Source organism: Pseudomonas sp. GW821-FHT01D09 (assembly GCF_059422465.1).
On the sequence record NZ_JBWKWY010000029.1, the window covers coordinates 47427 to 70116 of the forward strand.

The 22690-nt window shown below is 55.2% G+C and carries 21 protein-coding genes and 4 tRNA genes; all 25 read right to left on the minus strand.

Annotated features, from left to right (window positions below; all coding sequences use genetic code 11):
• Positions 1 to 11: 11 nt before the first annotated feature.
• Positions 12 to 287 (minus strand): 30S ribosomal protein S19, encoded by a 276-nt coding sequence (gene rpsS / locus AC07W7_RS21370; protein ID WP_002555486.1) that lies wholly within the window; start codon positions 285 to 287, stop codon positions 12 to 14.
• A 16-nt stretch (positions 288 to 303) separates the two neighbouring features.
• Entirely contained in the window at positions 304 to 1128 is an 825-nt protein-coding gene (gene rplB, locus AC07W7_RS21375; protein WP_003176423.1) for a 50S ribosomal protein L2, read from the minus strand.
• Between the two features lie 14 nt (positions 1129 to 1142).
• Positions 1143 to 1442, minus strand: a complete 300-nt coding sequence (rplW, locus tag AC07W7_RS21380; protein WP_002555488.1) for a 50S ribosomal protein L23 — start codon at positions 1440 to 1442, stop codon at positions 1143 to 1145.
• Positions 1439 to 2041 carry a 50S ribosomal protein L4 gene (rplD, locus tag AC07W7_RS21385; protein ID WP_029299292.1) on the minus strand — a complete coding sequence of 201 codons (603 nt, stop codon included), beginning with the start codon at positions 2039 to 2041 and terminating at the stop codon, positions 1439 to 1441. Before rplD ends, rplW begins: the two co-directional genes overlap by 4 nt.
• Positions 2042 to 2053: 12 nt before the next feature.
• Entirely contained in the window at positions 2054 to 2689 is a 636-nt protein-coding gene (rplC, locus tag AC07W7_RS21390) for a 50S ribosomal protein L3 (RefSeq protein ID WP_003194649.1), read from the minus strand.
• A gap of 81 nt (positions 2690 to 2770) precedes the next feature.
• Positions 2771 to 3082: a 30S ribosomal protein S10 gene (rpsJ, locus tag AC07W7_RS21395; RefSeq protein ID WP_003186070.1), complete on the minus strand. Its 312-nt coding sequence runs from the start codon at positions 3080 to 3082 to the stop codon at positions 2771 to 2773.
• Between the two features lie 157 nt (positions 3083 to 3239).
• Complete coding sequence (gene tuf / locus AC07W7_RS21400) at positions 3240 to 4433, minus strand: elongation factor Tu (protein ID WP_029299269.1); 1194 nt, start codon at positions 4431 to 4433, stop codon at positions 3240 to 3242.
• Positions 4434 to 4463: 30 nt separating this feature from the next.
• Positions 4464 to 6569: an elongation factor G gene (fusA, locus tag AC07W7_RS21405; RefSeq protein ID WP_076964125.1), complete on the minus strand. Its 2106-nt coding sequence runs from the start codon at positions 6567 to 6569 to the stop codon at positions 4464 to 4466.
• Between the two features lie 30 nt (positions 6570 to 6599).
• Positions 6600 to 7070: a 30S ribosomal protein S7 gene (gene rpsG / locus AC07W7_RS21410; RefSeq protein ID WP_002555493.1), complete on the minus strand. Its 471-nt coding sequence runs from the start codon at positions 7068 to 7070 to the stop codon at positions 6600 to 6602.
• 117 nt (positions 7071 to 7187) lie between these two features.
• Positions 7188 to 7559, minus strand: coding sequence for a 30S ribosomal protein S12 (gene rpsL / locus AC07W7_RS21415; RefSeq protein WP_002555494.1), 372 nt, complete (start codon positions 7557 to 7559; stop codon positions 7188 to 7190).
• Between the two features lie 216 nt (positions 7560 to 7775).
• Positions 7776 to 11975: a DNA-directed RNA polymerase subunit beta' gene (rpoC, locus tag AC07W7_RS21420; RefSeq protein WP_076964126.1), complete on the minus strand. Its 4200-nt coding sequence runs from the start codon at positions 11973 to 11975 to the stop codon at positions 7776 to 7778.
• Positions 11976 to 12039: 64 nt separating this feature from the next.
• On the minus strand, positions 12040 to 16113 hold the full coding sequence (gene rpoB, locus AC07W7_RS21425) for a DNA-directed RNA polymerase subunit beta (RefSeq protein ID WP_029299252.1): 4074 nt from the start codon (positions 16111 to 16113) through the stop codon (positions 12040 to 12042).
• Positions 16114 to 16332: 219 nt separating this feature from the next.
• Complete coding sequence (gene rplL / locus AC07W7_RS21430; RefSeq protein ID WP_495040074.1) at positions 16333 to 16698, minus strand: 50S ribosomal protein L7/L12; 366 nt, start codon at positions 16696 to 16698, stop codon at positions 16333 to 16335.
• 75 nt (positions 16699 to 16773) lie between these two features.
• Positions 16774 to 17274, minus strand: a complete 501-nt coding sequence (rplJ, locus tag AC07W7_RS21435) for a 50S ribosomal protein L10 (RefSeq protein ID WP_495040075.1) — start codon at positions 17272 to 17274, stop codon at positions 16774 to 16776.
• A 199-nt stretch (positions 17275 to 17473) separates the two neighbouring features.
• Positions 17474 to 18169, minus strand: coding sequence for a 50S ribosomal protein L1 (gene rplA, locus AC07W7_RS21440; protein ID WP_003176434.1), 696 nt, complete (start codon positions 18167 to 18169; stop codon positions 17474 to 17476).
• Positions 18169 to 18600: a 50S ribosomal protein L11 gene (gene rplK, locus AC07W7_RS21445; RefSeq protein ID WP_003210097.1), complete on the minus strand. Its 432-nt coding sequence runs from the start codon at positions 18598 to 18600 to the stop codon at positions 18169 to 18171. The genes rplA and rplK overlap by 1 nt, the downstream gene beginning before the upstream one ends.
• Before the next feature lie 117 nt (positions 18601 to 18717).
• Entirely contained in the window at positions 18718 to 19251 is a 534-nt protein-coding gene (gene nusG, locus AC07W7_RS21450) for a transcription termination/antitermination protein NusG (RefSeq protein ID WP_003176436.1), read from the minus strand.
• 9 nt (positions 19252 to 19260) lie between these two features.
• Positions 19261 to 19629, minus strand: coding sequence for a preprotein translocase subunit SecE (gene secE, locus AC07W7_RS21455; protein WP_076964128.1), 369 nt, complete (start codon positions 19627 to 19629; stop codon positions 19261 to 19263).
• A gap of 45 nt (positions 19630 to 19674) precedes the next feature.
• Positions 19675 to 19750: transfer RNA gene (locus tag AC07W7_RS21460), tRNA-Trp, on the minus strand.
• Between the two features lie 158 nt (positions 19751 to 19908).
• Positions 19909 to 19984 (minus strand) — tRNA-Thr (locus AC07W7_RS21465).
• 26 nt (positions 19985 to 20010) lie between these two features.
• A tRNA-Gly gene (locus AC07W7_RS21470) sits at positions 20011 to 20084 on the minus strand.
• A gap of 24 nt (positions 20085 to 20108) precedes the next feature.
• Positions 20109 to 20193 (minus strand) — tRNA-Tyr (locus tag AC07W7_RS21475).
• Between the two features lie 142 nt (positions 20194 to 20335).
• Positions 20336 to 20782, minus strand: coding sequence for a hypothetical protein (locus AC07W7_RS21480; RefSeq protein ID WP_169866330.1), 447 nt, complete (start codon positions 20780 to 20782; stop codon positions 20336 to 20338).
• Between the two features lie 7 nt (positions 20783 to 20789).
• On the minus strand, positions 20790 to 21539 hold the full coding sequence (locus tag AC07W7_RS21485; protein WP_076964130.1) for a pantothenate kinase: 750 nt from the start codon (positions 21537 to 21539) through the stop codon (positions 20790 to 20792).
• A complete protein-coding gene (birA, locus tag AC07W7_RS21490) occupies positions 21529 to 22488 on the minus strand; it encodes a bifunctional biotin--[acetyl-CoA-carboxylase] ligase/biotin operon repressor BirA (RefSeq protein ID WP_495040076.1) in 960 nt (319 codons plus the stop codon). The genes AC07W7_RS21485 and birA overlap by 11 nt, the downstream gene beginning before the upstream one ends.
• Positions 22489 to 22690 lie beyond the last annotated feature (202 nt).

Below are 22690 nucleotides of genomic sequence, written 5' to 3' on the forward strand. Positions count from 1 at the left end.
TTCCTAACCCCTTAACGCTTGGCTTTCTTGTCTGCCACGTGCCCACGATAAGTGCGGGTACCGGCAAACTCGCCCAGTTTGTGGCCGACCATGTCTTCGTTAACGAGAACTGGGACGTGCTGACGACCGTTGTGTACTGCGATGGTCAAACCGACCATTTGTGGCAGGATCATAGAACGGCGCGACCAGGTCTTAACTGGTTTGCGATCGTTCTTTTCCGCCGCCACTTCGATCTTCTTCAGTAGGTGAAGATCAATAAAAGGACCTTTTTTCAGAGAACGTGGCACTGTCGTATCCCTCTATTTACTTGCGACGACGGACGATCATTTTGTCGGTACGCTTATTACCACGAGTCTTCGCGCCCTTAGTCGGGAAGCCCCATGGCGATACCGGATGACGACCACCAGAGGTACGACCTTCACCACCACCGTGTGGGTGGTCAACCGGGTTCATGGCAACACCACGAACGGTTGGGCGAACGCCACGCCAGCGTTTGGCACCAGCTTTACCCAACGAACGCAGGCTGTGCTCGGAGTTCGAGACTTCGCCCAGGGTCGCACGGCACTCAGCCAGTACTTTACGCATCTCACCAGAACGCAGACGCAGGGTCACGTAGACACCTTCACGAGCGATCAGCTGAGCCGAAGCACCAGCGGAACGAGCGATCTGTGCGCCTTTACCTGGCTTCAATTCGATGCCGTGTACGGTGCTACCAACTGGAATGTTACGCAGCTGCAGAGCGTTGCCCGGCTTGATCGGTGCCAGGGCACCTGCGATCAGCTGGTCGCCAGCACTCACGCCTTTAGGCGCGATGATGTAGCGACGCTCGCCATCTGCGTACAGCAGCAGAGCGATGTGAGCAGTACGGTTTGGATCGTATTCGATACGCTCGACAGTGGCAGAGATGCCATCTTTGTCGTTGCGACGGAAATCGACCAGACGATAATGCTGCTTATGGCCACCACCGATGTGACGAGTGGTAATACGACCATTGTTGTTACGACCACCAGTCTTCGATTTCTTCTCGAGCAGCGGTGCGTGAGGAGCGCCTTTATGCAGCTCCTGGTTGACCACCTTGACCACAAAACGGCGGCCAGGGGAAGTCGGTTTGCATTTAACGATTGCCATGATGCACCCCTTCCTTACTCAGCACTGCTGCTGAAATCGAGATCTTGGCCTGGCTGAAGGGAGATAACTGCCTTCTTCCAGTCATTACGCTTGCCCAGACCGCGAGCAGTGCGCTTGCTCTTACCCAGAACATTCAGGGTAGTAACACGCTCTACTTTCACGCTGAACAGGCTTTCGACGGCCTTCTTGATTTCCAGCTTGGTTGCGTCAGTTGCAACCTTGAAAACGAACTGGCCTTTCTTGTCAGCCAGAACCGTAGCCTTTTCGGAAACGTGCGGGCCAAGCAGAACTTTAAATACGCGTTCCTGGTTCATCCCAGCAGCTCCTCGAATTTCTTCACGGCCGACACGGTGATCAACACCTTGTCGTATGCGATCAGACTAACTGGATCGGAACCTTGCACGTCACGGACATCAACGTGTGGCAGGTTGCGAGCAGCCAGGTACAGGTTCTGATCAACAGCTTCGGACACGATCAAAACGTCGGTCAGATTCATGTTGTTCAGCTTGCCCAGCAGATCTTTGGTTTTTGGACCTTCAACAGCGAAGTCCTGAACCACGACCAGACGATCAGTACGCACGAGTTCAGCAAGGATGGAGCGCAGTGCTGCGCGATACATCTTCTTGTTGAGCTTCTGAGAGTGATCCTGTGGACGAGCTGCGAAAGTGGTACCGCCGCCACGCCAGATTGGGCTACGGATAGTACCGGCACGAGCACGGCCAGTACCTTTCTGACGCCAAGGGCGCTTACCGCCACCACGAACGTCGGAACGGGTCTTTTGCTGCTTGCTACCTTGACGGCCGCCGGCCATGTAGGCCACGACTGCTTGGTGAACGAGCGTCTCGTTGAATTCGCCGCCAAATGTCAGTTCGGAAACTTCGATCGCTTGAGCGTCATTTACATTTAATTGCATGTCAGCTTCCCCTTAACCGCGAGCCTTGGCCGCTGGACGTACAACCAGGTTGCCGCCAGTAGCGCCAGGAACAGCACCCTTGACCAACAACAGATTGCGTTCAGCGTCGACGCGCACTACTTCGAGGGACTGCACGGTCACGCGCTCAGCGCCCATATGACCGGACATTTTTTTGCCCTTGAATACACGACCAGGAGTCTGGCACTGGCCAATAGAGCCCGGGACGCGGTGGGAAACGGAGTTACCGTGAGTGTTGTCTTGGCCACGGAAATTCCAACGCTTGATCGTACCCTGGAAGCCTTTACCCTTGGACTGACCGGTTACATCAACCAGTTGACCAGCGGCGAAGATTTCAGCGTTGATCAGATCGCCAGCCTGGTAGTCGCCATCTTCAAGACGGAACTCCATGACAGTACGACCAGCTGCAACGTTTGCTTTAGCGAAGTGACCTGCTTGAGCAGCAGTCACGCGCGAAGCACGACGCTCGCCGACAGTGACTTGCACTGCACGATAGCCATCGGTTTCTTCAGTTTTGAACTGGGTGACGCGATTCGGCTCGATCTCAATGACCGTGACCGGAATGGAGACACCTTCTTCGGTGAAAATACGGGTCATACCGCATTTACGACCGACTACACCAATAGTCATGTTGTAAACCTCATGAGTGTACGGGGCTTTCACCCGCTATGGCCGCCCATTTCAGAGCGTTACACGACTAAGACCCGAGTCTTAGCCGAGGCTGATCTGTACTTCCACACCGGCCGCCAGATCAAGCTTCATAAGAGCATCAACGGTTTTATCCGTTGGCTGGACGATGTCCAGAACGCGCTTATGAGTACGGATCTCGTACTGGTCACGCGCGTCTTTGTTGACGTGCGGGGAGACCAGAACGGTGAACCGCTCTTTGCGGGTAGGCAGTGGAATAGGACCACGCACTTGTGCCCCAGTACGTTTCGCGGTTTCCACGATTTCCTGGGTGGATTGGTCGATCAGGCGATGGTCAAAAGCCTTCAACCTGATACGGATTTGCTGATTTTGCATTGGATTTCAGACTCCGGCTGCTATTCCCAGCGAGCGCAATACGCCCGTTAAAAGGAGGCGCAATTCTATAGACGCCCCAGATAGGTGTCAACCCAATAAAAAAGCCCCCGCTGAGCGGGGGCTTTTCAAAGCATCGAAGCTATCTCAGAAGAGATGCTTACTCGATGATTTTAGCTACAACACCAGCACCAACGGTACGGCCGCCTTCACGGATAGCGAAGCGCAGACCGTCTTCCATTGCGATGGTTTTGATCAGGGTAACAACCATTTTGATGTTGTCGCCCGGCATTACCATCTCAACGCCTTCCGGCAGTTCGCAGTTACCAGTCACGTCAGTAGTACGGAAGTAGAACTGTGGACGGTAGCCTTTGAAGAACGGAGTGTGACGACCGCCTTCTTCTTTGCTCAGCACGTACACTTCAGCTTCGAACTTGGTGTGCGGCTTGACCGAACCTGGCTTGACCAGAACCTGGCCACGCTCAACGTCGTCACGCTTGGTACCACGCAGCAGAACGCCGCAGTTCTCGCCAGCACGACCTTCGTCGAGCAGCTTACGGAACATTTCAACACCGGTGCAGGTGGTGACGGTAGTGTCACGCAGACCAACGATTTCCAGTGGATCCTGAACCTTGACGATACCGCGCTCGATACGGCCAGTTACAACAGTACCGCGACCGGAGATCGAGAATACGTCTTCGATTGGCATCAGGAACGGCTTGTCGATAACACGAACTGGATCTGGAATGTAGCTATCCAGAGTCTCAACCAGTTTACGAACAGCAGTGGTGCCCATTTCGTTTTCGTCGTTACCTTCCAGAGCCATACGAGCAGAACCGATGATGATCGGAGTGTCGTCGCCTGGGAAGTCGTAAGTGCTCAGCAGATCGCGCACTTCCATCTCAACCAGTTCCAGCAGCTCAGCGTCGTCTACCAGGTCAGCCTTGTTCAGGAAAACCACGATGTACGGAACGCCAACCTGACGGGACAGCAGGATGTGCTCACGGGTTTGTGGCATCGGACCATCAGCGGCCGAGCAAACCAGGATTGCGCCGTCCATCTGGGCAGCACCGGTGATCATGTTCTTCACATAGTCGGCGTGACCTGGGCAGTCAACGTGAGCGTAGTGACGGATCAGCGAGTTGTATTCAACGTGCGCGGTGTTGATGGTGATACCACGAGCTTTTTCTTCTGGCGCGCTGTCGATTTTATCGAAATCAACGATTGCGGAACCGAATACTTCGGAGCAAACGCGAGTCAGAGCAGCAGTCAGAGTGGTTTTACCGTGGTCAACGTGACCGATGGTGCCAACGTTGACGTGCGGTAGGGAACGATCAAATTTTTCTTTAGCCACGACAATTAACTCCTTGCCTAAAGGACTGAATCAGCCTTGTTTTTTGGATACAGTTTCAGCGATATGCGCCGGAGCTGTGTTGTATTTTTTGAATTCCATAGAGTAGCTTGCGCGACCCTGGGACATGGAGCGAACGTCGGTCGCATAACCGAACATCTCACCCAACGGAACCTCGGCGCGAATCACTTTGCCGGAAACCGTGTCTTCCATACCCAAGATCATGCCGCGACGACGGTTAAGGTCGCCCATGACATCACCCATATAGTCTTCAGGTGTAACAACTTCTACCGCCATGATTGGCTCAAGCAACTCACCACCGCCCTTCTGGGCCAGTTGCTTGGTTGCCATGGAGGCAGCCACCTTAAACGCCATCTCGTTGGAGTCGACGTCGTGGTAAGAACCGTCAAAAACGGTTGCTTTCAGGCCGATCAGCGGATAGCCGGCAACAACACCGTTCTTCATCTGCTCCTCGATGCCCTTCTGGATAGCAGGGATGTATTCCTTAGGAACAACACCACCTACTACTTCGTTCACGAATTGCAGACCTTCCTGACCTTCGTCAGCAGGAGCAAAACGGATCCAGCAGTGACCGAACTGACCACGACCGCCGGACTGACGAACGAACTTGCCTTCGATTTCACAGTTCTTCGTGATGCGCTCACGATAGGAAACCTGAGGCTTACCGATGTTGGCTTCGACGTTGAACTCACGGCGCATCCGGTCAACCAGGATGTCCAGGTGCAACTCGCCCATGCCGGAGATGATCGTTTGACCAGTCTCTTCATCAGTCTTGACGCGGAAAGATGGATCTTCCTGAGCAAGCTTGCCCAGTGCGATACCCATTTTTTCCTGGTCATCCTTAGTCTTAGGCTCTACGGCAACCGAAATAACCGGCTCCGGGAAGTCCATGCGAACCAGGATGATTGGCTTATCAGCGTTGCACAAGGTTTCACCAGTGGTGACGTCCTTCATGCCGATCAGGGCCGCGATGTCACCAGCGCGCACTTCCTTGATCTCTTCACGGGCGTTTGCGTGCATTTGCACCATACGACCCACACGCTCTTTCTTGCCCTTGACCGAGTTGATCACGCCGTCGCCGGAGGCCAACACGCCCGAGTAAACGCGGACGAAAGTCAGGGTACCCACGAATGGGTCGGTAGCGATCTTGAACGCCAAGGCCGAGAACGGCTCGCTGTCGTCTGCATGTCGCTCCATCTCTTCTTCCTCGTTATCCGGGTTGGTACCCTTGATAGCAGGAATGTCGGTTGGAGCAGGCAGGTAGTCGATCACGGCGTCGAGAACCAGGGGAACACCCTTGTTCTTGAAGGAAGAACCACAAACAGCCAAGACGATCTCACCAGCAATAGTACGCTGACGCAGAGCAGCCTTGATTTCCACGTTGGTGAGTTCTTCACCTTCGAGGTACTTGTTCATCAATTCTTCGTTGGCTTCGGCCGCAGCTTCTACCAGGTTGTTGCGCCATTCGTCAGCCAGCTCCTGCAGTTCAGCAGGAATAGGCTCGCGACGAGGAGTCATGCCTTTGTCGGCATCGTTCCAGTAGACCGCTTCCATGGTGATCAGATCGATCTGGCCCTGGAAGTTGTCTTCGGAACCGATTGCCAACTGGATTGGCACCGGAGTGTGACCCAGGCGCTGCTTGATCTGACCGATCACGCGCAGGAAGTTCGCACCGGCACGGTCCATCTTGTTTACGTAAACAAGACGTGGAACACCGTACTTGTTGGCTTGACGCCATACGGTTTCCGACTGAGGCTCAACACCCGAAGTACCGCAGAACACAACGACCGCGCCGTCGAGTACACGCAGGGAACGCTCAACTTCAATAGTGAAGTCCACGTGGCCCGGGGTATCGATTACGTTAAAGCGGTGCTCGTCCTTGTACTGCTTGGCAGAACCTTTCCAGAAGGCGGTAATAGCAGCAGAAGTAATGGTAATACCACGCTCCTGCTCCTGAACCATCCAGTCTGTGGTCGCGGCGCCATCATGCACCTCGCCCATTTTGTGACTTTTGCCGGTGTAAAACAGTACGCGCTCAGTGGTGGTGGTTTTACCAGCATCCACGTGAGCAACGATACCGATGTTACGGTAGCGGCTAATCGGAGTAGTACGAGCCATAAAGCCCTCGCAAAATTAGTGAAGCTAAGATTAGAAGCGGTAGTGCGAGAAAGCTTTGTTAGCTTCAGCCATACGGTGCACGTCTTCACGCTTCTTAACAGCAGCACCTTTACCTTCAGCAGCGTCCAACAGCTCGCCGGCCAAACGCAGAGCCATAGACTTCTCGCCGCGCTTACGGGCGAAGTCTACCAACCAGCGCATTGCCAGGGCGTTACGACGGGACGGGCGAACTTCGACCGGAACCTGGTAAGTAGCACCGCCTACACGGCGCGACTTCACTTCGACCAGCGGAGCGATGGCGTCGAGAGCTTTCTCGAAGATTTCCAGGGGATCGCTGTTCTTGCGTTCTTTAACCTTTTCCAGCGCGCCATAAACGATACGCTCGGCAACGGCTTTCTTGCCGCTTTCCATCACGTGGTTCATGAACTTGGCCAGGATTTGGCTTCCGTATTTTGGATCGTCAAGCACTTCGCGCTTGGCTGCTACGCGTCTTCTTGGCATGGATAAGCCCTCAAACGGTCTTCAGGTTCGTTCGGAATCGGTGCCCTTGCGGGACGCCTCCGACCTTACTCTTATCGACTCAGAAAATAAGATGATTCAGTTTACAAAAAGCCGCTACTACTTAGGCTTCTTGGTACCGTACTTCGAACGACCCTGGTTACGACCTTTAACGCCGGAAGTATCCAAGGAGCCGCGTACGGTGTGGTAACGAACACCTGGCAAGTCTTTTACACGACCGCCGCGGATCAGTACCACGCTGTGCTCTTGCAGGTTGTGGCCTTCACCACCGATGTACGAGGAAACCTCGAAACCGTTGGTCAGGCGCACACGGCATACTTTACGCAGTGCCGAGTTAGGTTTTTTCGGCGTAGTGGTATACACGCGAGTGCATACGCCACGACGTTGCGGGCAGTTCTGCAGCGCAGGCACGTCGGATTTCTCGACGATACGCTTACGCGGCTGACGTACCAGCTGGTTGATAGTTGCCATCTACTAGCTCCACTGTTGTCTTGCGACGCTATTGTCTTGCAAGAAAAGCAAAATGGCAGGAACGAATTCCCGCCAAATTTAGGGGTACAAGAGTCTAAAGAGGATCTTGCCCCCAGTCAAGGCAAGGCCCCGACCTCCCCTTCCATCGAAACCCGACAAAACTGTCTTGTTCCGACGAACGGGGCTGCCAGGGCCCGGCCTTATTTATCGCAGAACTCAGTTACCGCTAGAGTTCAGCGCTTCGGTCAGTGCAGCTTCCACTTCACTGGCGCTTACGCGCAACGGCTTGTCGAGTTCACGGCGACGCTTACGCTCGCTGTGGTAGGCCAAGCCGGTACCGGCCGGGATCAGACGACCCACAACCACGTTTTCTTTCAGGCCGCGCAGGTAATCGCGCTTGCCGGTTACCGCTGCTTCGGTCAGTACGCGAGTGGTCTCCTGGAAGGAGGCCGCCGAGATGAACGACTCAGTGGACAACGACGCCTTGGTGATACCCAGCAACACACGAGTGAATTTGGAAACAAACTTCTCTTCGGTTGCCAGACGCTCGTTTTCTACCAGTACGTGAGTCAGTTCCATCTGGTCGCCCTTGATGAAACTCGAATCGCCGGATTCAGCGATTTCAACTTTACGCAGCATCTGACGCAGGATGGTCTCGATGTGCTTATCGTTGATCTTCACGCCTTGCAGACGGTAAACGTCCTGGATCTCGTTGACGATGTACTTGGCCAGCGCACTCACACCCAGCAGACGCAGGATGTCGTGTGGATCGCTCGGGCCGTCGGAGATAACTTCGCCGCGGTTTACCTGTTCGCCTTCAAAGACGTTCAGGTGACGCCACTTCGGAATCAGCTCTTCATACGGATCGCTACCGTCGTTCGGAGTAATGACCAGGCGGCGCTTGCCCTTGGTCTCTTTACCGAACGCGATGGTGCCGCTGACTTCAGCCAGGATCGACGCTTCTTTCGGACGACGCGCTTCAAACAAGTCGGCAACACGCGGCAGACCACCGGTGATGTCACGGGTCTTTGAAGTTTCTTGCGGGATACGCGCGATAACATCACCGATCGCGATCTTCGCACCATCCGCCACACCGACCAAGGCGTTGGCTGGCAGGAAGTACTGAGCGATAACGTCAGTGCCTGGCAGCAACAGATCCTTGCCGTTGTCATCGACCATCTTCACGGCAGGACGGATGTCTTTACCGGCAGCTGGACGGTCTTTGGCGTCGAGCACTTCAATGTTGGTCATACCGGTCAATTCGTCAGTCTGACGCTTGATCGTGATGCCTTCTTCCATGCCCACGTAGGTCACGGTACCTTTCATTTCGGTAACGATTGGGTGAGTGTGCGGATCCCACTTGGCCACGATTGCGCCAGCGTCGACCTTGTCACCTTCCTTAACCGAAATCACAGCACCGTACGGCAGCTTGTAACGCTCACGCTCACGACCGAAGTCATCAGCGATCGCCAGCTCACCGGAACGGGACACGGCTACCAGGCAGCCATCCACTCGCTCAACGTGCTTGAGGTTGTGCAGACGGACAGTACCGCCATTCTTCACCTGAACGCTGTCGGCTGCGGAGGTCCGGCTGGCCGCACCACCGATGTGGAACGTACGCATGGTCAGCTGGGTACCCGGCTCACCGATGGACTGGGCAGCGATAACGCCAACCGCTTCACCGATGTTCACCTGGTGACCACGGGCCAAGTCACGGCCGTAGCACTTGGCGCAGATGCCGTAGCGGGTTTCGCAGCTGATCGGCGAGCGAACAATCACTTCGTCGATGCTGTTGAGTTCGATGAACTCGACCCACTTTTCATCCACCAGGGTGCCGGCAGGAACGATAACTTCCTCGGTACCTGGCTTGAACACGTCACGGGCAATAACACGACCCAATACGCGCTCACCCAGCGGCTCTACAACGTCACCGCCTTCAATGTGCGGAGTCATCAGCAGGCCGTGCTCGGTGCCGCAATCGATCTCGGTTACAACCAGATCTTGTGCAACGTCTACCAGACGACGAGTCAGGTAACCGGAGTTAGCGGTTTTCAACGCGGTATCCGCCAGACCTTTACGAGCACCGTGAGTAGAGATGAAGTACTGAAGTACGCTCAAACCTTCACGGAAGTTCGCAGTAATCGGCGTTTCGATGATGGAACCGTCCGGCTTGGCCATCAGGCCACGCATACCGGCGAGCTGACGGATCTGCGCAGCAGAACCCCGTGCGCCCGAGTCGGCCATCATGTACATCGAGTTGAAAGACTCTTGATCGACTTCCACGCCATGACGGTCGATAACCTTCTCTTTCGAGAGGTTGGCCATCATCGCCTTGGACACTTCGTCGTTGGCCTTGGACCAAAGGTCGATCACTTTGTTGTACTTCTCGCCCTGGGTTACCAGGCCGGAGGCGTACTGGCTCTCGATCTCTTTCACTTCATCAGTGGCAGCACTGATGATGCGGGCTTTTTCATCCGGGATAACGAAGTCGTTAACACCGATGGAAACGCCGGAAATGGTCGAATAGGCAAAACCGGTGTACATCAACTGGTCAGCGAAGATCACGGTCTCTTTCAGACCAACCACGCGATAGCACTGGTTGATCAGCTTGGAGATCGCCTTTTTCTTCATCGGCAGGTTGACGACGTCGTACGACAGACCTTTTGGCACAACCTGGTACAACAGCGCACGGCCGACAGTGGTGTCGACGATACGGGTGTTGCTCACGCTGCCGCCGTCACGGTCGTTGACGGTTTCGTGGATCCGAACCTTGACCTTGGCGTGCAGTGCGGCTTCGCCGGCACGGAACACACGGTCAACTTCTTGCAGGTCAGCGAATACACGACCTTCGCCCTTGGCGTTGATCGCTTCACGGGTCATGTAGTACAGACCCAATACAACGTCCTGCGACGGAACGATGATTGGCTCACCGTTGGCTGGCGACAGGATGTTGTTGGTCGACATCATCAACGCACGCGCTTCCAACTGGGCTTCCAGTGTCAGCGGTACGTGCACGGCCATTTGGTCGCCGTCGAAGTCGGCGTTGTACGCAGCACAGACCAGCGGGTGCAGCTGGATAGCCTTACCTTCGATCAGTACCGGTTCAAACGCCTGGATACCCAGACGGTGAAGGGTCGGTGCACGGTTGAGCAGGACCGGGTGTTCGCGAATCACTTCAGCGAGAACGTCCCAAACCTCTGGCAGTTCGCGCTCGACCATTTTCTTGGCCGCTTTGATGGTGGTCGCGAGACCGCGCATTTCCAGCTTGCCGAAGATGAACGGCTTGAACAGCTCCAGCGCCATCTTCTTAGGCAGACCGCACTGGTGCAGACGCAGGGTCGGGCCTACGGTAATTACCGAACGACCGGAGTAGTCAACACGCTTACCGAGCAAGTTCTGACGGAAACGACCTTGCTTACCCTTGATCATGTCAGCCAGGGATTTCAGAGGACGCTTGTTGGAACCGGTAATAGCGCGGCCACGACGACCGTTGTCGAGCAGGGCATCGACCGCTTCTTGCAACATACGCTTTTCGTTACGCACGATGATGTCCGGAGCGGACAGGTCAAGCAGGCGCTTCAAGCGGTTGTTACGGTTGATCACGCGGCGGTACAGGTCGTTGAGGTCGGACGTCGCGAAACGACCACCGTCCAACGGTACCAGCGGACGCAGGTCTGGCGGCAGAACCGGCAGAACGGTCAGCACCATCCACTCTGGCAGGTTGCCGGAACCCTGGAAGGCTTCCATCAACTTCAGACGCTTGGACAGTTTCTTGATCTTGGTTTCGGAGTTGGTTTGCGGAATCTCTTCGCGCAGGCGGCCAATCTCGTGTTCCAGGTCGATAGCGTGCAGCAGTTCGCGGACAGCTTCGGCACCCATGCGGGCATCGAAATCGTCGCCGAATTCTTCCAGCGCTTCAAAGTACTGCTCGTCGTTGAGCAGCTGACCTTTTTCAAGGGTGGTCATGCCTGGATCGATAACGACATAGCTCTCGAAGTAGAGAACGCGTTCGATATCACGCAGGGTCATGTCCATCAGCAAGCCGATACGGGACGGCAGCGATTTCAGGAACCAGATGTGGGCAACCGGCGAAGCCAGCTCGATGTGCGCCATGCGCTCACGACGAACCTTGGCCAGTGCAACTTCAACGCCGCACTTCTCGCAGATCACACCACGGTGCTTCAAGCGCTTGTACTTACCGCACAGGCACTCGTAATCCTTTACCGGGCCAAAGATCTTGGCGCAGAACAGGCCGTCACGCTCAGGTTTGAACGTACGGTAGTTGATGGTTTCCGGCTTTTTAACTTCACCGAACGACCACGAACGGATCATCTCAGGCGATGCCAGTCCAATACGGATGGCGTCGAACTCTTCGACTTGACCCTGGTTTTTCAGCAAATTCAGTAGGTCTTTCAAGGCCTTTCCTCCTGGCGGAGCAGAGAGCGGGCTAAACAGCCCCGCTCTCGATTCGCGTCACGTGTTATTCGGTTTCCAGATCGATATCGATGCCGAGGGAACGAATTTCTTTGATCAACACGTTGAAGGACTCGGGCATGCCCGGCTCCATACGGTGATCGCCGTCCACGATGTTTTTGTACATCTTGGTACGACCGTTCACATCGTCCGACTTCACTGTGAGCATTTCTTGCAGAGTGTATGCAGCACCGTATGCTTCCAGTGCCCAGACCTCCATCTCCCCGAAACGCTGACCACCGAACTGAGCCTTACCACCCAGCGGCTGCTGGGTAACCAGGCTATACGAACCGGTAGAACGAGCGTGCATCTTGTCGTCTACCAAGTGGTTCAGCTTCAGCATGTACATGTAGCCAACAGTAACCGGGCGCTCGAACTTGTTGCCGGTACGGCCGTCGAACAGCTGCATCTGGCCGCTTTCTGGCAGGTCTGCCAGTTTCAGCATGGCCTTGATTTCGCTTTCCTTGGCACCGTCGAACACCGGGGTAGCCATTGGAACGCCGCCGCGCAGGTTCTTCGCCAGGTCCAGGATTTCCTGGTCGGAGAAGGTATCCAGCTCTTCTTTGCGGCCGCCGATCTCGTTGTAGATCTCGTGCAGGAACTTACGCAGGTCTGCGACCTTGCGCTGCTCTTCGATCATACGGTTGATCTTCTCGCCCAAACCTTTGGCCGCGAGGCCCAGGTGGGTTTCAAGGATCTGACCGACGTTCATACGCGAAGGTACGCCCAACGGGTTGAGGACGACGTCGACCGGGGTGCCATTGGCATCGTGCGGCATGTCTTCAACCGGCATGATCACGGAGACCACACCTTTGTTACCGTGACGACCGGCCATCTTGTCGCCCGGCTGGATGCGACGACGGATTGCCAGGTAAACCTTGACGATTTTCAGCACGCCTGGAGCCAGGTCATCGCCCTGCTGCAATTTGCGCTTCTTGTCTTCAAACTTGTCGTCCAGCAGACGGCGGCGATCAACGATATAGGCCTGGGCCTTCTCGAGCTGCTCGTTCAGAGCGTCTTCAGCCATGCGCAGTTTGAACCACTGGCCGTGCTCAAGACCGTCGAGGATTTCGTCGGTGATGTCCTGACCTTTCTTCAGACCTGCGCCGCCTTCGGCCTTGTGGCCTACCAGGGCGGAACGCAGACGCTCGAAGGTCGCGCCTTCAACGATACGGAACTCTTCGTTCAGGTCCTTGCGGATCTCGTCGAGCTGGGTCTTCTCGATGGACAGTGCACGAGCATCACGCTCAACGCCGTCACGGGTGAAGACCTGTACGTCGATGACAGTACCCTTGGTACCGGTAGGTACGCGCAGGGAGGTGTCTTTAACGTCGCTGGCTTTTTCACCGAAGATGGCACGCAACAGCTTCTCTTCTGGCGTCAGTTGGGTCTCGCCTTTCGGAGTGACCTTACCGACCAGAATGTCGCCAGCGCCAACTTCAGCACCTACATAAACGATACCGGCTTCGTCCAGCTTGTTCAGTGCAGCTTCACCCACGTTCGGGATGTCTGCAGTGATTTCCTCAGGCCCAAGCTTGGTGTCACGCGCCACACAGGTCAGTTCCTGGATGTGGATCGTGGTGAAGCGGTCTTCCTGAACCACACGCTCGGACAGGCAGATGGAGTCTTCAAAGTTGAAGCCGTTCCATGCCATGAACGCGATACGCATGTTCTGACCCAGAGCCAGCTCACCCATATCGGTGGACGGACCGTCGGCCATGATGTCGCTACGCTGAACGCGATCACCCTTGCTCACCAGCGGACGCTGGTTGATGCAGGTGTTCTGGTTCGAGCGGGTGTATTTGGTCAGGTTGTAGATGTCAACACCGGCTTCGCCAGTTTCAACTTCGTCATCGGCAACACGAACCACGATACGGCTGGCATCAACGGAGTCGATCACGCCGCCACGACGAGCCACGACGCAAACGCCGGAGTCACGAGCTACGTTACGCTCCATGCCGGTACCTACCAGCGGCTTGTCAGCGCGCAGGGTCGGTACAGCTTGACGCTGCATGTTGGAACCCATCAACGCACGGTTGGCGTCATCGTGTTCCAGGAACGGGATCAGCGACGCGGCAACAGAAACTACCTGCTTGGGCGATACGTCCATCAAGGTGACGTCTTCCGGCGCCTTGACGGTGAACTCGTTCAAGTGACGAACAGCTACCAGCTCGTCGATCAGGACTTTCTTGTCGTTCATCGTGGCCGAAGCCTGGGCGATCACGTGATCAGCTTCTTCGATGGCGGACAGGAAGACGATCTCGTCGGTCACCAGCGCGTCTTTCACCACACGGTACGGGCTTTCGAGGAAGCCGTACTGGTTGGTGCGCGCATAGGCAGCCAGGGAGTTGATCAGACCGATGTTCGGACCTTCCGGCGTTTCGATCGGGCAAACACGACCGTAGTGCGTCGGGTGAACGTCACGAACTTCAAAGCCTGCACGCTCACGGGTCAGACCGCCCGGGCCCAGTGCAGAAACACGGCGCTTGTGGGTGATCTCGGAGAGCGGGTTGTTCTGGTCCATGAACTGCGAGAGCTGGCTGGAACCGAAGAACTCTTTCACCGCCGCAGCCACTGGCTTGGCGTTGATCAGGTCTTGCGGCATCAGGCCTTCGCTTTCAGCCATCGACAGACGCTCTTTGACCGCACGCTCAACACGTACCAGGCCAACGCGGAACTGGTTCTCGGCCATTTCGCCTACACAGCGAACACGACGGTTACCCAGGTGGTCGATGTCATCGACGATGCCTTTGCCGTTACGGATGTCGACCAGGGTCTTCAGGACCGCAACGATGTCTTCCTTGCACAGCACGCCCGAACCTTCGATCTCGGTACGACCGATACGACGGTTGAACTTCATCCGGCCGACCGCAGACAGGTCATAGCGCTCAGGGCTGAAGAACAGGTTGTTGAACAGGGTTTCGGCAGCGTCTTTGGTTGGTGGCTCGCCAGGACGCATCATGCGATAGATCTCGACCAGCGCTTCCAATTGGTTGCTGGTGGAGTCGATCTTCAGGGTGTCGGAGACGAACGGACCGCAGTCGATATCGTTGGTGTACAGGGTCTCGATGCGAACAACCTGGGCCTTGGCGATTTTGGCCAGGATCTCGGTGTTCAGCTCGGTGTTGCACTCAGCCAGGATCTCGCCTGTGGCCGGGTGAACGATGACCTTGGCGGTGGTGCGACCCAGGACGTAGTCCAGAGGCACGTCCAGCGACTTGATACCGGCTTTTTCGATCTGGTTGATGTGGCGCGCAGTAATACGACGACCCGCCTCAACAATGACCTTGCCCTTCTCATCCTGGATGTCCAGGACGGCAATTTCACCACGCAGACGCGAAGCAATCAGTTCCAGGCTGAGGGTTTCATCCTTCAGGCTGAATACGTTGGTGGTGTAGAAAGCATCCAGCACTTGCTCAGTGGTATAGCCGAGCGCGCGCAGCAGTACCGAGGCCGGCAGCTTGCGACGACGGTCGATACGCACGAACACGCAGTCTTTGGGGTCGAACTCGAAGTCCAACCACGAACCACGGTACGGAATGATCCGCGCGGAGTACAGGAGCTTGCCGGAGCTGTGCGTCTTGCCGCGGTCGTGGTCGAAGAACACGCCCGGGGAACGGTGCAGCTGGGAAACGATTACACGCTCGGTACCGTTGATAACGAAGGTACCGTTCTCAGTCATCAGGGGGATTTCACCCATGTAGACTTCTTGCTCTTTGATGTCCTTGATCGCTTTGTTCGACGACTCTTTGTCGAAAATGATCAGACGGACTTTTACCCGCAAAGGTACGGCGTACGTAACACCGCGCAACACGCATTCTTTGACATCAAATGCCGGTTCGCCCAGGCGATAACCGACGTACTCCAGCGCAGCATTGCCGGAGTAGCTGATGATCGGGAAAACGGATTTGAAGGCCGCATGCAGGCCCACGTCGCGGAACTGATCTTTGGTCGCTCCCGCCTGCAAGAATTCACGATACGAATCCAGCTGGATAGCCAGAAGGTACGGGACATCCATGACGTCCGGCAACTTGCTAAAGTCCTTGCGGATACGTTTTTTCTCAGTATATGAGTAAGCCATCAGCGTTCCCCAGCTTGGTCACCTGCTTGTTTGGCCCCCCCGACGGGAGCAGCCAGAAAATCTTGCAAACCCCATGGTTTGCACCACCGCATCGGGTGGCTACAGCGCGTTAATGGCGGCGACCGAGTCGACAGCCAAGAACGGAAAAAGGCCGGTGGCAAGAGCCACCAGCCATCAGCCTTCAGCTTAACGCTTGGGCTGGAAACGCAAGGTCGATGCTTACTTCAGCTCGACTTTAGCGCCTGCTTCTTCCAGAGTAGCTTTGGCTTTGTCAGCGGTGTCTTTCGACACTGCTTCCAGAACCTGGGCAGGAGCGCCGTCAACTACAGCCTTGGCTTCTTTCAGGCCCAGACCGGTCAGTTCACGTACTGCCTTGATCACGTTTACTTTCTTCTCGCCAGCTTCCAGCAGCATGACGTTGAATTCGGTTTGCTCTTCAGCAGCAACAGCAGCAACAGCTGGGCCAGCGGAAGCAGCGGCAGCAGTAACACCGAAGGTTTCTTCCATTGCTTTGATCAGTTCAACAACTTCCAGAACGGTTTTCTGGCCAATTGCTTCGATGATTTGTTCGTTAGTCAGAGACATGAATCTAATTCCTGAAATTGGGGACGGCCTACGCGACCATCGAAAAAAACAAAAAACGCGAACAGTTGACGAGCCTTAGGCTGCGGCAGCTTCTTTCTGGTCGCGAATTGCCGCCAGAGTACGAGCCAGCTTGCTGGTAGCGCCTTGAATCACGCTCATCAGCTGCGAAATGGCCTCGTCGCGGGTCGGCAGTGTTGCCAGTACGTCGATTTGGTTAGCTGCGAGGAACTTGCCCTCGAACGCAGCTGCCTTGATCTCGAACTTATCCTGACTCTTGGCGAATTCCTTGAACAAACGGGCAGCAGCGCCTGGATGGTCCTTGGAGAACGCGATCAGAGTCGGGCCGGTGAACACGTCGTTGAGGACACTGTATTCAGTGTCAGCAACAGCGCGCTTGAGCAGGGTGTTACGTACAACACGTACGTATACGCCAGCTTCACGAGCCTCTTTACGGAGTCCGGTCATAGCGCTTACTGTCACACCACGGGCATCAGCCACGACAGCGGACAGAGCAGCTTTGGCAGCCTCGTTGACTTCAGCGACGATGGCCTTCTTGTCTTCGAGATTAATTGCCACGGGTTTAACTCCTGCTTGTTACCGTTTCATCTGGCCTAGGCCGGATGTCGTTTTGGTGTCTGATTCGATAAGGAACCGGGAGCACCATCTGCGTAGGCTTGATGGTTTAAGACTTGCGTCGCCTACGGTCTTGGATAGCCCCCGCCAGGCAGGGACCCCAATTTTTCAATTGGCGCAATCACTTGCGCCAATTTGTGTCTTATACGTCCAGCGAACCCTGGTCGATGACCAGACCCGGGCCCATAGTGGTGCTCAGGGTAACGCGCTTGACGTAGATACCTTTCGAGGAAGCTGGCTTGATACGCTTCAGATCAGCGATCAGGGCTTCAACGTTTTCCTTCAGCTTGACGGCGTCGAAGCCGACCTTGCCAACGGAAGTGTGAATGATGCCGTTTTTGTCGGTGCGATAACGAACCTGACCAGCCTTGGCGTTTTTAACCGCGGTAGCTACGTCTGGCGTTACGGTGCCGACCTTCGGGTTAGGCATCAGGCCACGTGGGCCGAGGATCTGACCCAACTGACCTACAACGCGCATTGCATCCGGGGAGGCAATAACGACGTCATAGTTCAGGTCGCCGCCTTTCATTTCGGCAGCCAGGTCGTCCATGCCAACGCGATCGGCGCCAGCGGCCAGAGCAGCTTCAGCTGCCGGACCTTGGGTGAAGACAGCAACACGTACAGTCTTGCCAGTACCGTGTGGCAGCACAGTAGCGCTACGAACGACCTGGTCGGATTTACGTGGGTCAACACCCAGGTTTACAGCAACGTCAACGGACTCGCTGAACTTGACAGTCGACAGCTCGGTCAGCAGAGCAGCAGCGTCTACAAAGTTGTAGGACTTGCCCGCTTCGATTTTGCCGGCGATAGCCTTTTGGCGCTTGGTCAGCTTAGCCATTACACACCCTCCACGTTAAGGCCCATGCTACGAGCAGAACCGGCGATGGTACGCACGGCTGCATCCATATCAGCTGCAGTCAGATCCGCGTTTTTGGTTTTCGCGATTTCTTCCAGCTGAGCACGAGTCACGGTGCCAACCTTAACGGTGTTCGGACGAGCGGAACCGCTAGTCAGACCAGCAGCTTTCTTCAACAGAACCGAAGCCGGAGTCGACTTGGTTTCAAAAGTGAAGCTACGGTCGCTGTATACAGTGATGATCACTGGAGTCGGCAGACCTGGCTCAATACCCTGGGTACGGGCGTTGAAGGCCTTGCAGAATTCCATGATGTTCACGCCGTGCTGACCCAGAGCTGGACCGACGGGTGGGCTAGGGTTGGCCTGAGCGGCCTTCACTTGCAGCTTGATGTAAGCGGTAATCTTCTTGGCCATGAGGCACTCCAATTACGGGTTCAAGCGCCTCGAAAGGCTCCCCGGTTACTTGCGCGTTTATCCCAGTGACGACAAAACCCCACAGCCTAAGGCTGTGGGGTTGGGATGCTTTGTCAGCTAGACCTTTTCGACCTGGCTGAACTCCAGCTCTACCGGAGTAGAGCGACCGAAAATGAGCACCGCCACTTGGATCCGGCTCTTTTCGTAGTTAACTTCTTCGACAGTGCCGTTGAAATCAGCAAACGGACCATCGGTGACACGAACAACCTCGCCTGGCTCGAACAATGTCTTCGGCTTAGGCTTGTCGCTACCATCAGCAACACGGCGCAGAATCGCTTCCGCTTCCTTGTCAGTGATCGGCGCAGGCTTATCAGCGGTACCGCCGATGAAACCCATGACGCGAGGCGTATCCTTGACCAAGTGCCAAGTACCCTCATTCATGTCCATCTGTACCAGCACGTAGCCAGGGAAGAACTTGCGTTCGCTTTTGCGTTTCTGGCCATTACGCATTTCAACCACTTCTTCAGTGGGAACCAGAATTTCGCCGAAGCCATCTTCCATGCCTGCCAGCTTTACGCGCTCTAGCAAAGAGCGCATGACATGCTTCTCGTAACCCGAGTAAGCATGCACAACGTACCAACGCTTAGCCACGGGACACCCTTAGCCAACAATCAAGGAAACAAGCCAGCCGAGCAGGGAATCAAGACCCCACAACAGCAACGCCATAACCAGAACAACAGCCACAACAATCAGCGTGGTCTGCGTGGTTTCTTGGCGAGTTGGCCAAACGACTTTACGTATTTCGGTGCGGGCTTCCTTAACCAGTACAGCGAAGGACTTGCCCTTTACAGTCTGCAGACCAATAAAAACAGCTGCAGCAGCAAGAGCGAGCAATACGAGTACGCGGTACAGGATCGGCGAAGCAGAATAATACTGATTGCCAACAACGCCTACGACCACCAAAGCGACGACAGCGAGCCACTTAACCAGATCGAAACGAGAGCTTTGAGCTTCAGCCTTAGGAGTCATCTATGAAGATCCTGTGAAAAGAAAGCCAGATACACCACGTGAATCTGGCAGGTCAGGAGGGAATCGAACCCCCAACCTACGGTTTTGGAGACCGTCGCTCTGCCAATTGAGCTACTGACCTAAAACAAAATCAGGCCGACCATTATGCAGGCCTGAAAAAGACTTTACAACAACCAACCCCAAGAGACTTGAAACAACCCGATAACACCAGGTAAAACAGAATCAAGCCGAGACAGCTGTTAAAACAAAGGCAGATATTTTCATATCTGCCTTGTTATATGGAGCTCTTGAGCGGATTTGAACCGCTGACCTCACCCTTACCAAGGGTGTGCTCTACCAACTGAGCTACAAGAGCGAAACATCTTGCACAACCTGCAAACTTGGAGCGGGTAGCGGGAATCGAACCCGCATCATCAGCTTGGAAGGCTGAGGTTCTACCACTAAACTATACCCGCGGAGCTTGCAGCTCACGCTAAAAATGGTGGAGGGGGAAGGATTCGAACCTTCGAAGTCGTAGACGTCAGATTTACAGTCTGATCCCTTTGGCCGCTCGGGAACCCCTCCTAAGCGAGCCGGCATTTTACATTACGCCGACCTTCTGTCAAGCATTTTCTCATTAAAAATATGAGGTTAGCTGCGTGACGATCGCTTCACACCAACTTCCCAAGAGGGTCATCACTGTGGAGCGGGCGCCATTCTATGCAAACTATTCGACAGTTGCAATGCCTTCGCACGGCATTATTTTATGTTTTAACTCATTGAATTCATTAGCAAGGCTTTCAAACGGCAGATCGTCAGCCAGCCGGCGACTTTCAGGTGCCACACGCAGCCAAAAAGCGGGCGCACCTGCAGCGATCAATGACTGGATCCTGACTTTGATATCCAGGCTAGTCAGACGCTGCTCCAGGAACTGCGCCTGTTCCTGATTGGCAAAGCCACCAATATACAGGCAACCGACCGGCGCCTCTGGAGACCTGGGCCGGTCGCGGCGCGTCATTGCGTCGGCCGACTCGCTCAACAACTGAATATCCTGCTGGGAACCCCGGTATAGCGCCAGGGGCGTTACATCCTTCGCACGCAACGGAGCCTCTTGCTGGTGCCAGACGTAATAAAAGACATTGAGAACCAGCAACAACAGAAACAACCAACGCATAAAAACCTCAAGACAAAGGGCATGCCATCGCCAAGCCAACAAATACCAGGTCTGGAACGAAGCGAGCACCTGGCAGGGCGTCAGCAACCAACTCAGCATCCCCACCCGTTAGGAAAACCGAGAACTCTTCGCCCCAGTAACTCCGGGCCAGTTCCAGTTGCGACTGGGCAAAGCCGCGAAGCATGAGCGTACAACCGCGCTCAACGGCCTGCGCCGTTGTACGCCCCGGCACCAGGCTCTCCAGCGCACGCTCAGCCGCAACATCGTCATACCGTATTTTACGGGTATGGGTCCGTAGCTGATTCCTCATGAGTGGCATACCAGGACAGATAAACCCACCGAGATGCTCGCCATCTGCCGTAATAAAGTCGGCAGTGGCCGCTGTACCGAAGTCCAGCACAAGACACGCCCCCGAGGCCAACTGGAAGCCTCCAAGCATTGCCAACCAACGATCCAGGCCCAGACGGGCATATTCCTCATACCCGTTGCGCACACCTGCCATTTCACGCGAGGGCGCAGCACAACTGATAGAAACGCCAAAGGCCGCAACCAACACGCCTACCAGACGGTTCGTCTCTTCCTGGGCACGCACGCTGACCAACCGGCAGTGCTGCAGTGACAGCCCCGCCAACGAATGGAGACCACCCAGCAACGCCACATCGGAATCAACAACCCCTTCAGCGAAAACGGCTGCCTGGCTTGCCTCAAGAACTCGCCACTTGATGAAGCTATTCCCACAGTCGAGCTCAAGAATCATCACGCAACCTCAGGCTTAACTCACCAGCACTGTATATTTTCTCAACACCATTTACTTCGAGGCGTAACGCACCTTGACCGTCGATGCCCAGCACAACCCCGCCTACCTGGTTAACACCTGCGATCAATGAAACCGCCTTACCCTGCCACAAATGGCTCCGCTCCCACTCTTCCCGGATTACCGAGAAGCCGGAATCCCTATGACGCTCAAGATAAGCCTGTAACGTCTGGCTCAGATGAGCGACTAGATGATTTCGATCGACCGCGCAACCTGTTTCGAGCTGGATCGATGTCCACTGCTGATCAACTTCCGCTGCGCTCTGCATGTTTGCATTGATACCAATACCGAGCACGACATGACACACATCAGCAGGATCCCCCACCAACTCAAGAAGAATGCCCGCAATCTTCTTTGATCCAACAAGAACGTCATTTGGCCATTTCAAACCCGCACCCTGGACACCAAGGTCACGCAAGGTTTGCATTACTGCCAAGCCCACGACAAGACTCAATCCTTCAAGCTGTCGTAAGCCGCCATCGATACGCAGCACAAGGCTGTAGTAAACATTCTGCGCAAATGGACTGACCCACTTACGTCCTCGACGCCCCCTGCCCGCAGTCTGCTGCTCCGAGAGAACCAGGAACGGCGCTGCTTGCCCCGCATCAATAAGGCGCAATGCCTCGGCATTAGTGGAGTCGATGGTATCCGATATGAAAACCGAACCCGCACAAACCGGCGACTTCAGGGCGATCTCGTCAGCGCTTAATAGAACCAGCGGGGATGCCAATTGATAGCCTCGCCCCCTGACCTTATGAATTGTCAGATCCAGCCCGACCTCTAGATGCTGGAGCTGCTTCCACACAGCACTACGACTGACACCCAGGGCTGCACCTAGCGCTTCACCCGAGTGAAATCGGCCATCTTTCAGAAGTTTCAACAACGTCAGCATGCAAGTCTCGCCTCACAATGAGGCACGCATGATAGCCATGCATAGAGCCATTGCATAGAAAGCAAGCAGACAGGTGATGGAGAGACTTCAGCCGGACAAGCCGCTAAGTCTTTGCGCGATTTTTCACCGCCCAAAACAAAACCCCAACTGCTTTCGCAATTGGGGTTTCGGAATTTAATCTTGACGATGACCTACTCTCACA

Coding starts and splice junctions, on each gene's coding strand:
- rplB (WP_003176423.1), bottom strand. CDS start 1,128: ATGGCAATCGTTAAATGCAAACCGACTTCCCCTGGCCGCCGTTTTGTG.
- rplW (WP_002555488.1), bottom strand. CDS start 1,442: ATGAACCAGGAACGCGTATTTAAAGTTCTGCTTGGCCCGCACGTTTCC.
- rplD (WP_029299292.1), bottom strand. CDS start 2,041: ATGCAATTAAATGTAAATGACGCTCAAGCGATCGAAGTTTCCGAACTG.
- rplC (WP_003194649.1), bottom strand. CDS start 2,689: ATGACTATTGGTGTAGTCGGTCGTAAATGCGGTATGACCCGTATTTTC.
- rpsJ (WP_003186070.1), bottom strand. CDS start 3,082: ATGCAAAATCAGCAAATCCGTATCAGGTTGAAGGCTTTTGACCATCGC.
- fusA (WP_076964125.1), bottom strand. CDS start 6,569: ATGGCTCGTACTACTCCGATTAGCCGCTACCGTAACATCGGTATCGTT.
- rpsG (WP_002555493.1), bottom strand. CDS start 7,070: ATGCCAAGAAGACGCGTAGCAGCCAAGCGCGAAGTGCTTGACGATCCA.
- rpsL (WP_002555494.1), bottom strand. CDS start 7,559: ATGGCAACTATCAACCAGCTGGTACGTCAGCCGCGTAAGCGTATCGTC.
- rpoB (WP_029299252.1), bottom strand. CDS start 16,113: ATGGCTTACTCATATACTGAGAAAAAACGTATCCGCAAGGACTTTAGC.
- rplL (WP_495040074.1), bottom strand. CDS start 16,698: ATGTCTCTGACTAACGAACAAATCATCGAAGCAATTGGCCAGAAAACC.
- rplA (WP_003176434.1), bottom strand. CDS start 18,169: ATGGCTAAGCTGACCAAGCGCCAAAAGGCTATCGCCGGCAAAATCGAA.
- rplK (WP_003210097.1), bottom strand. CDS start 18,600: ATGGCCAAGAAGATTACCGCTTACATCAAGCTGCAAGTGAAGGCCGCT.
- secE (WP_076964128.1), bottom strand. CDS start 19,629: ATGACTCCTAAGGCTGAAGCTCAAAGCTCTCGTTTCGATCTGGTTAAG.
- AC07W7_RS21480 (WP_169866330.1), bottom strand. CDS start 20,782: ATGCGTTGGTTGTTTCTGTTGTTGCTGGTTCTCAATGTCTTTTATTAC.
- AC07W7_RS21485 (WP_076964130.1), bottom strand. CDS start 21,539: ATGATTCTTGAGCTCGACTGTGGGAATAGCTTCATCAAGTGGCGAGTT.
- birA (WP_495040076.1), bottom strand. CDS start 22,488: ATGCTGACGTTGTTGAAACTTCTGAAAGATGGCCGATTTCACTCGGGT.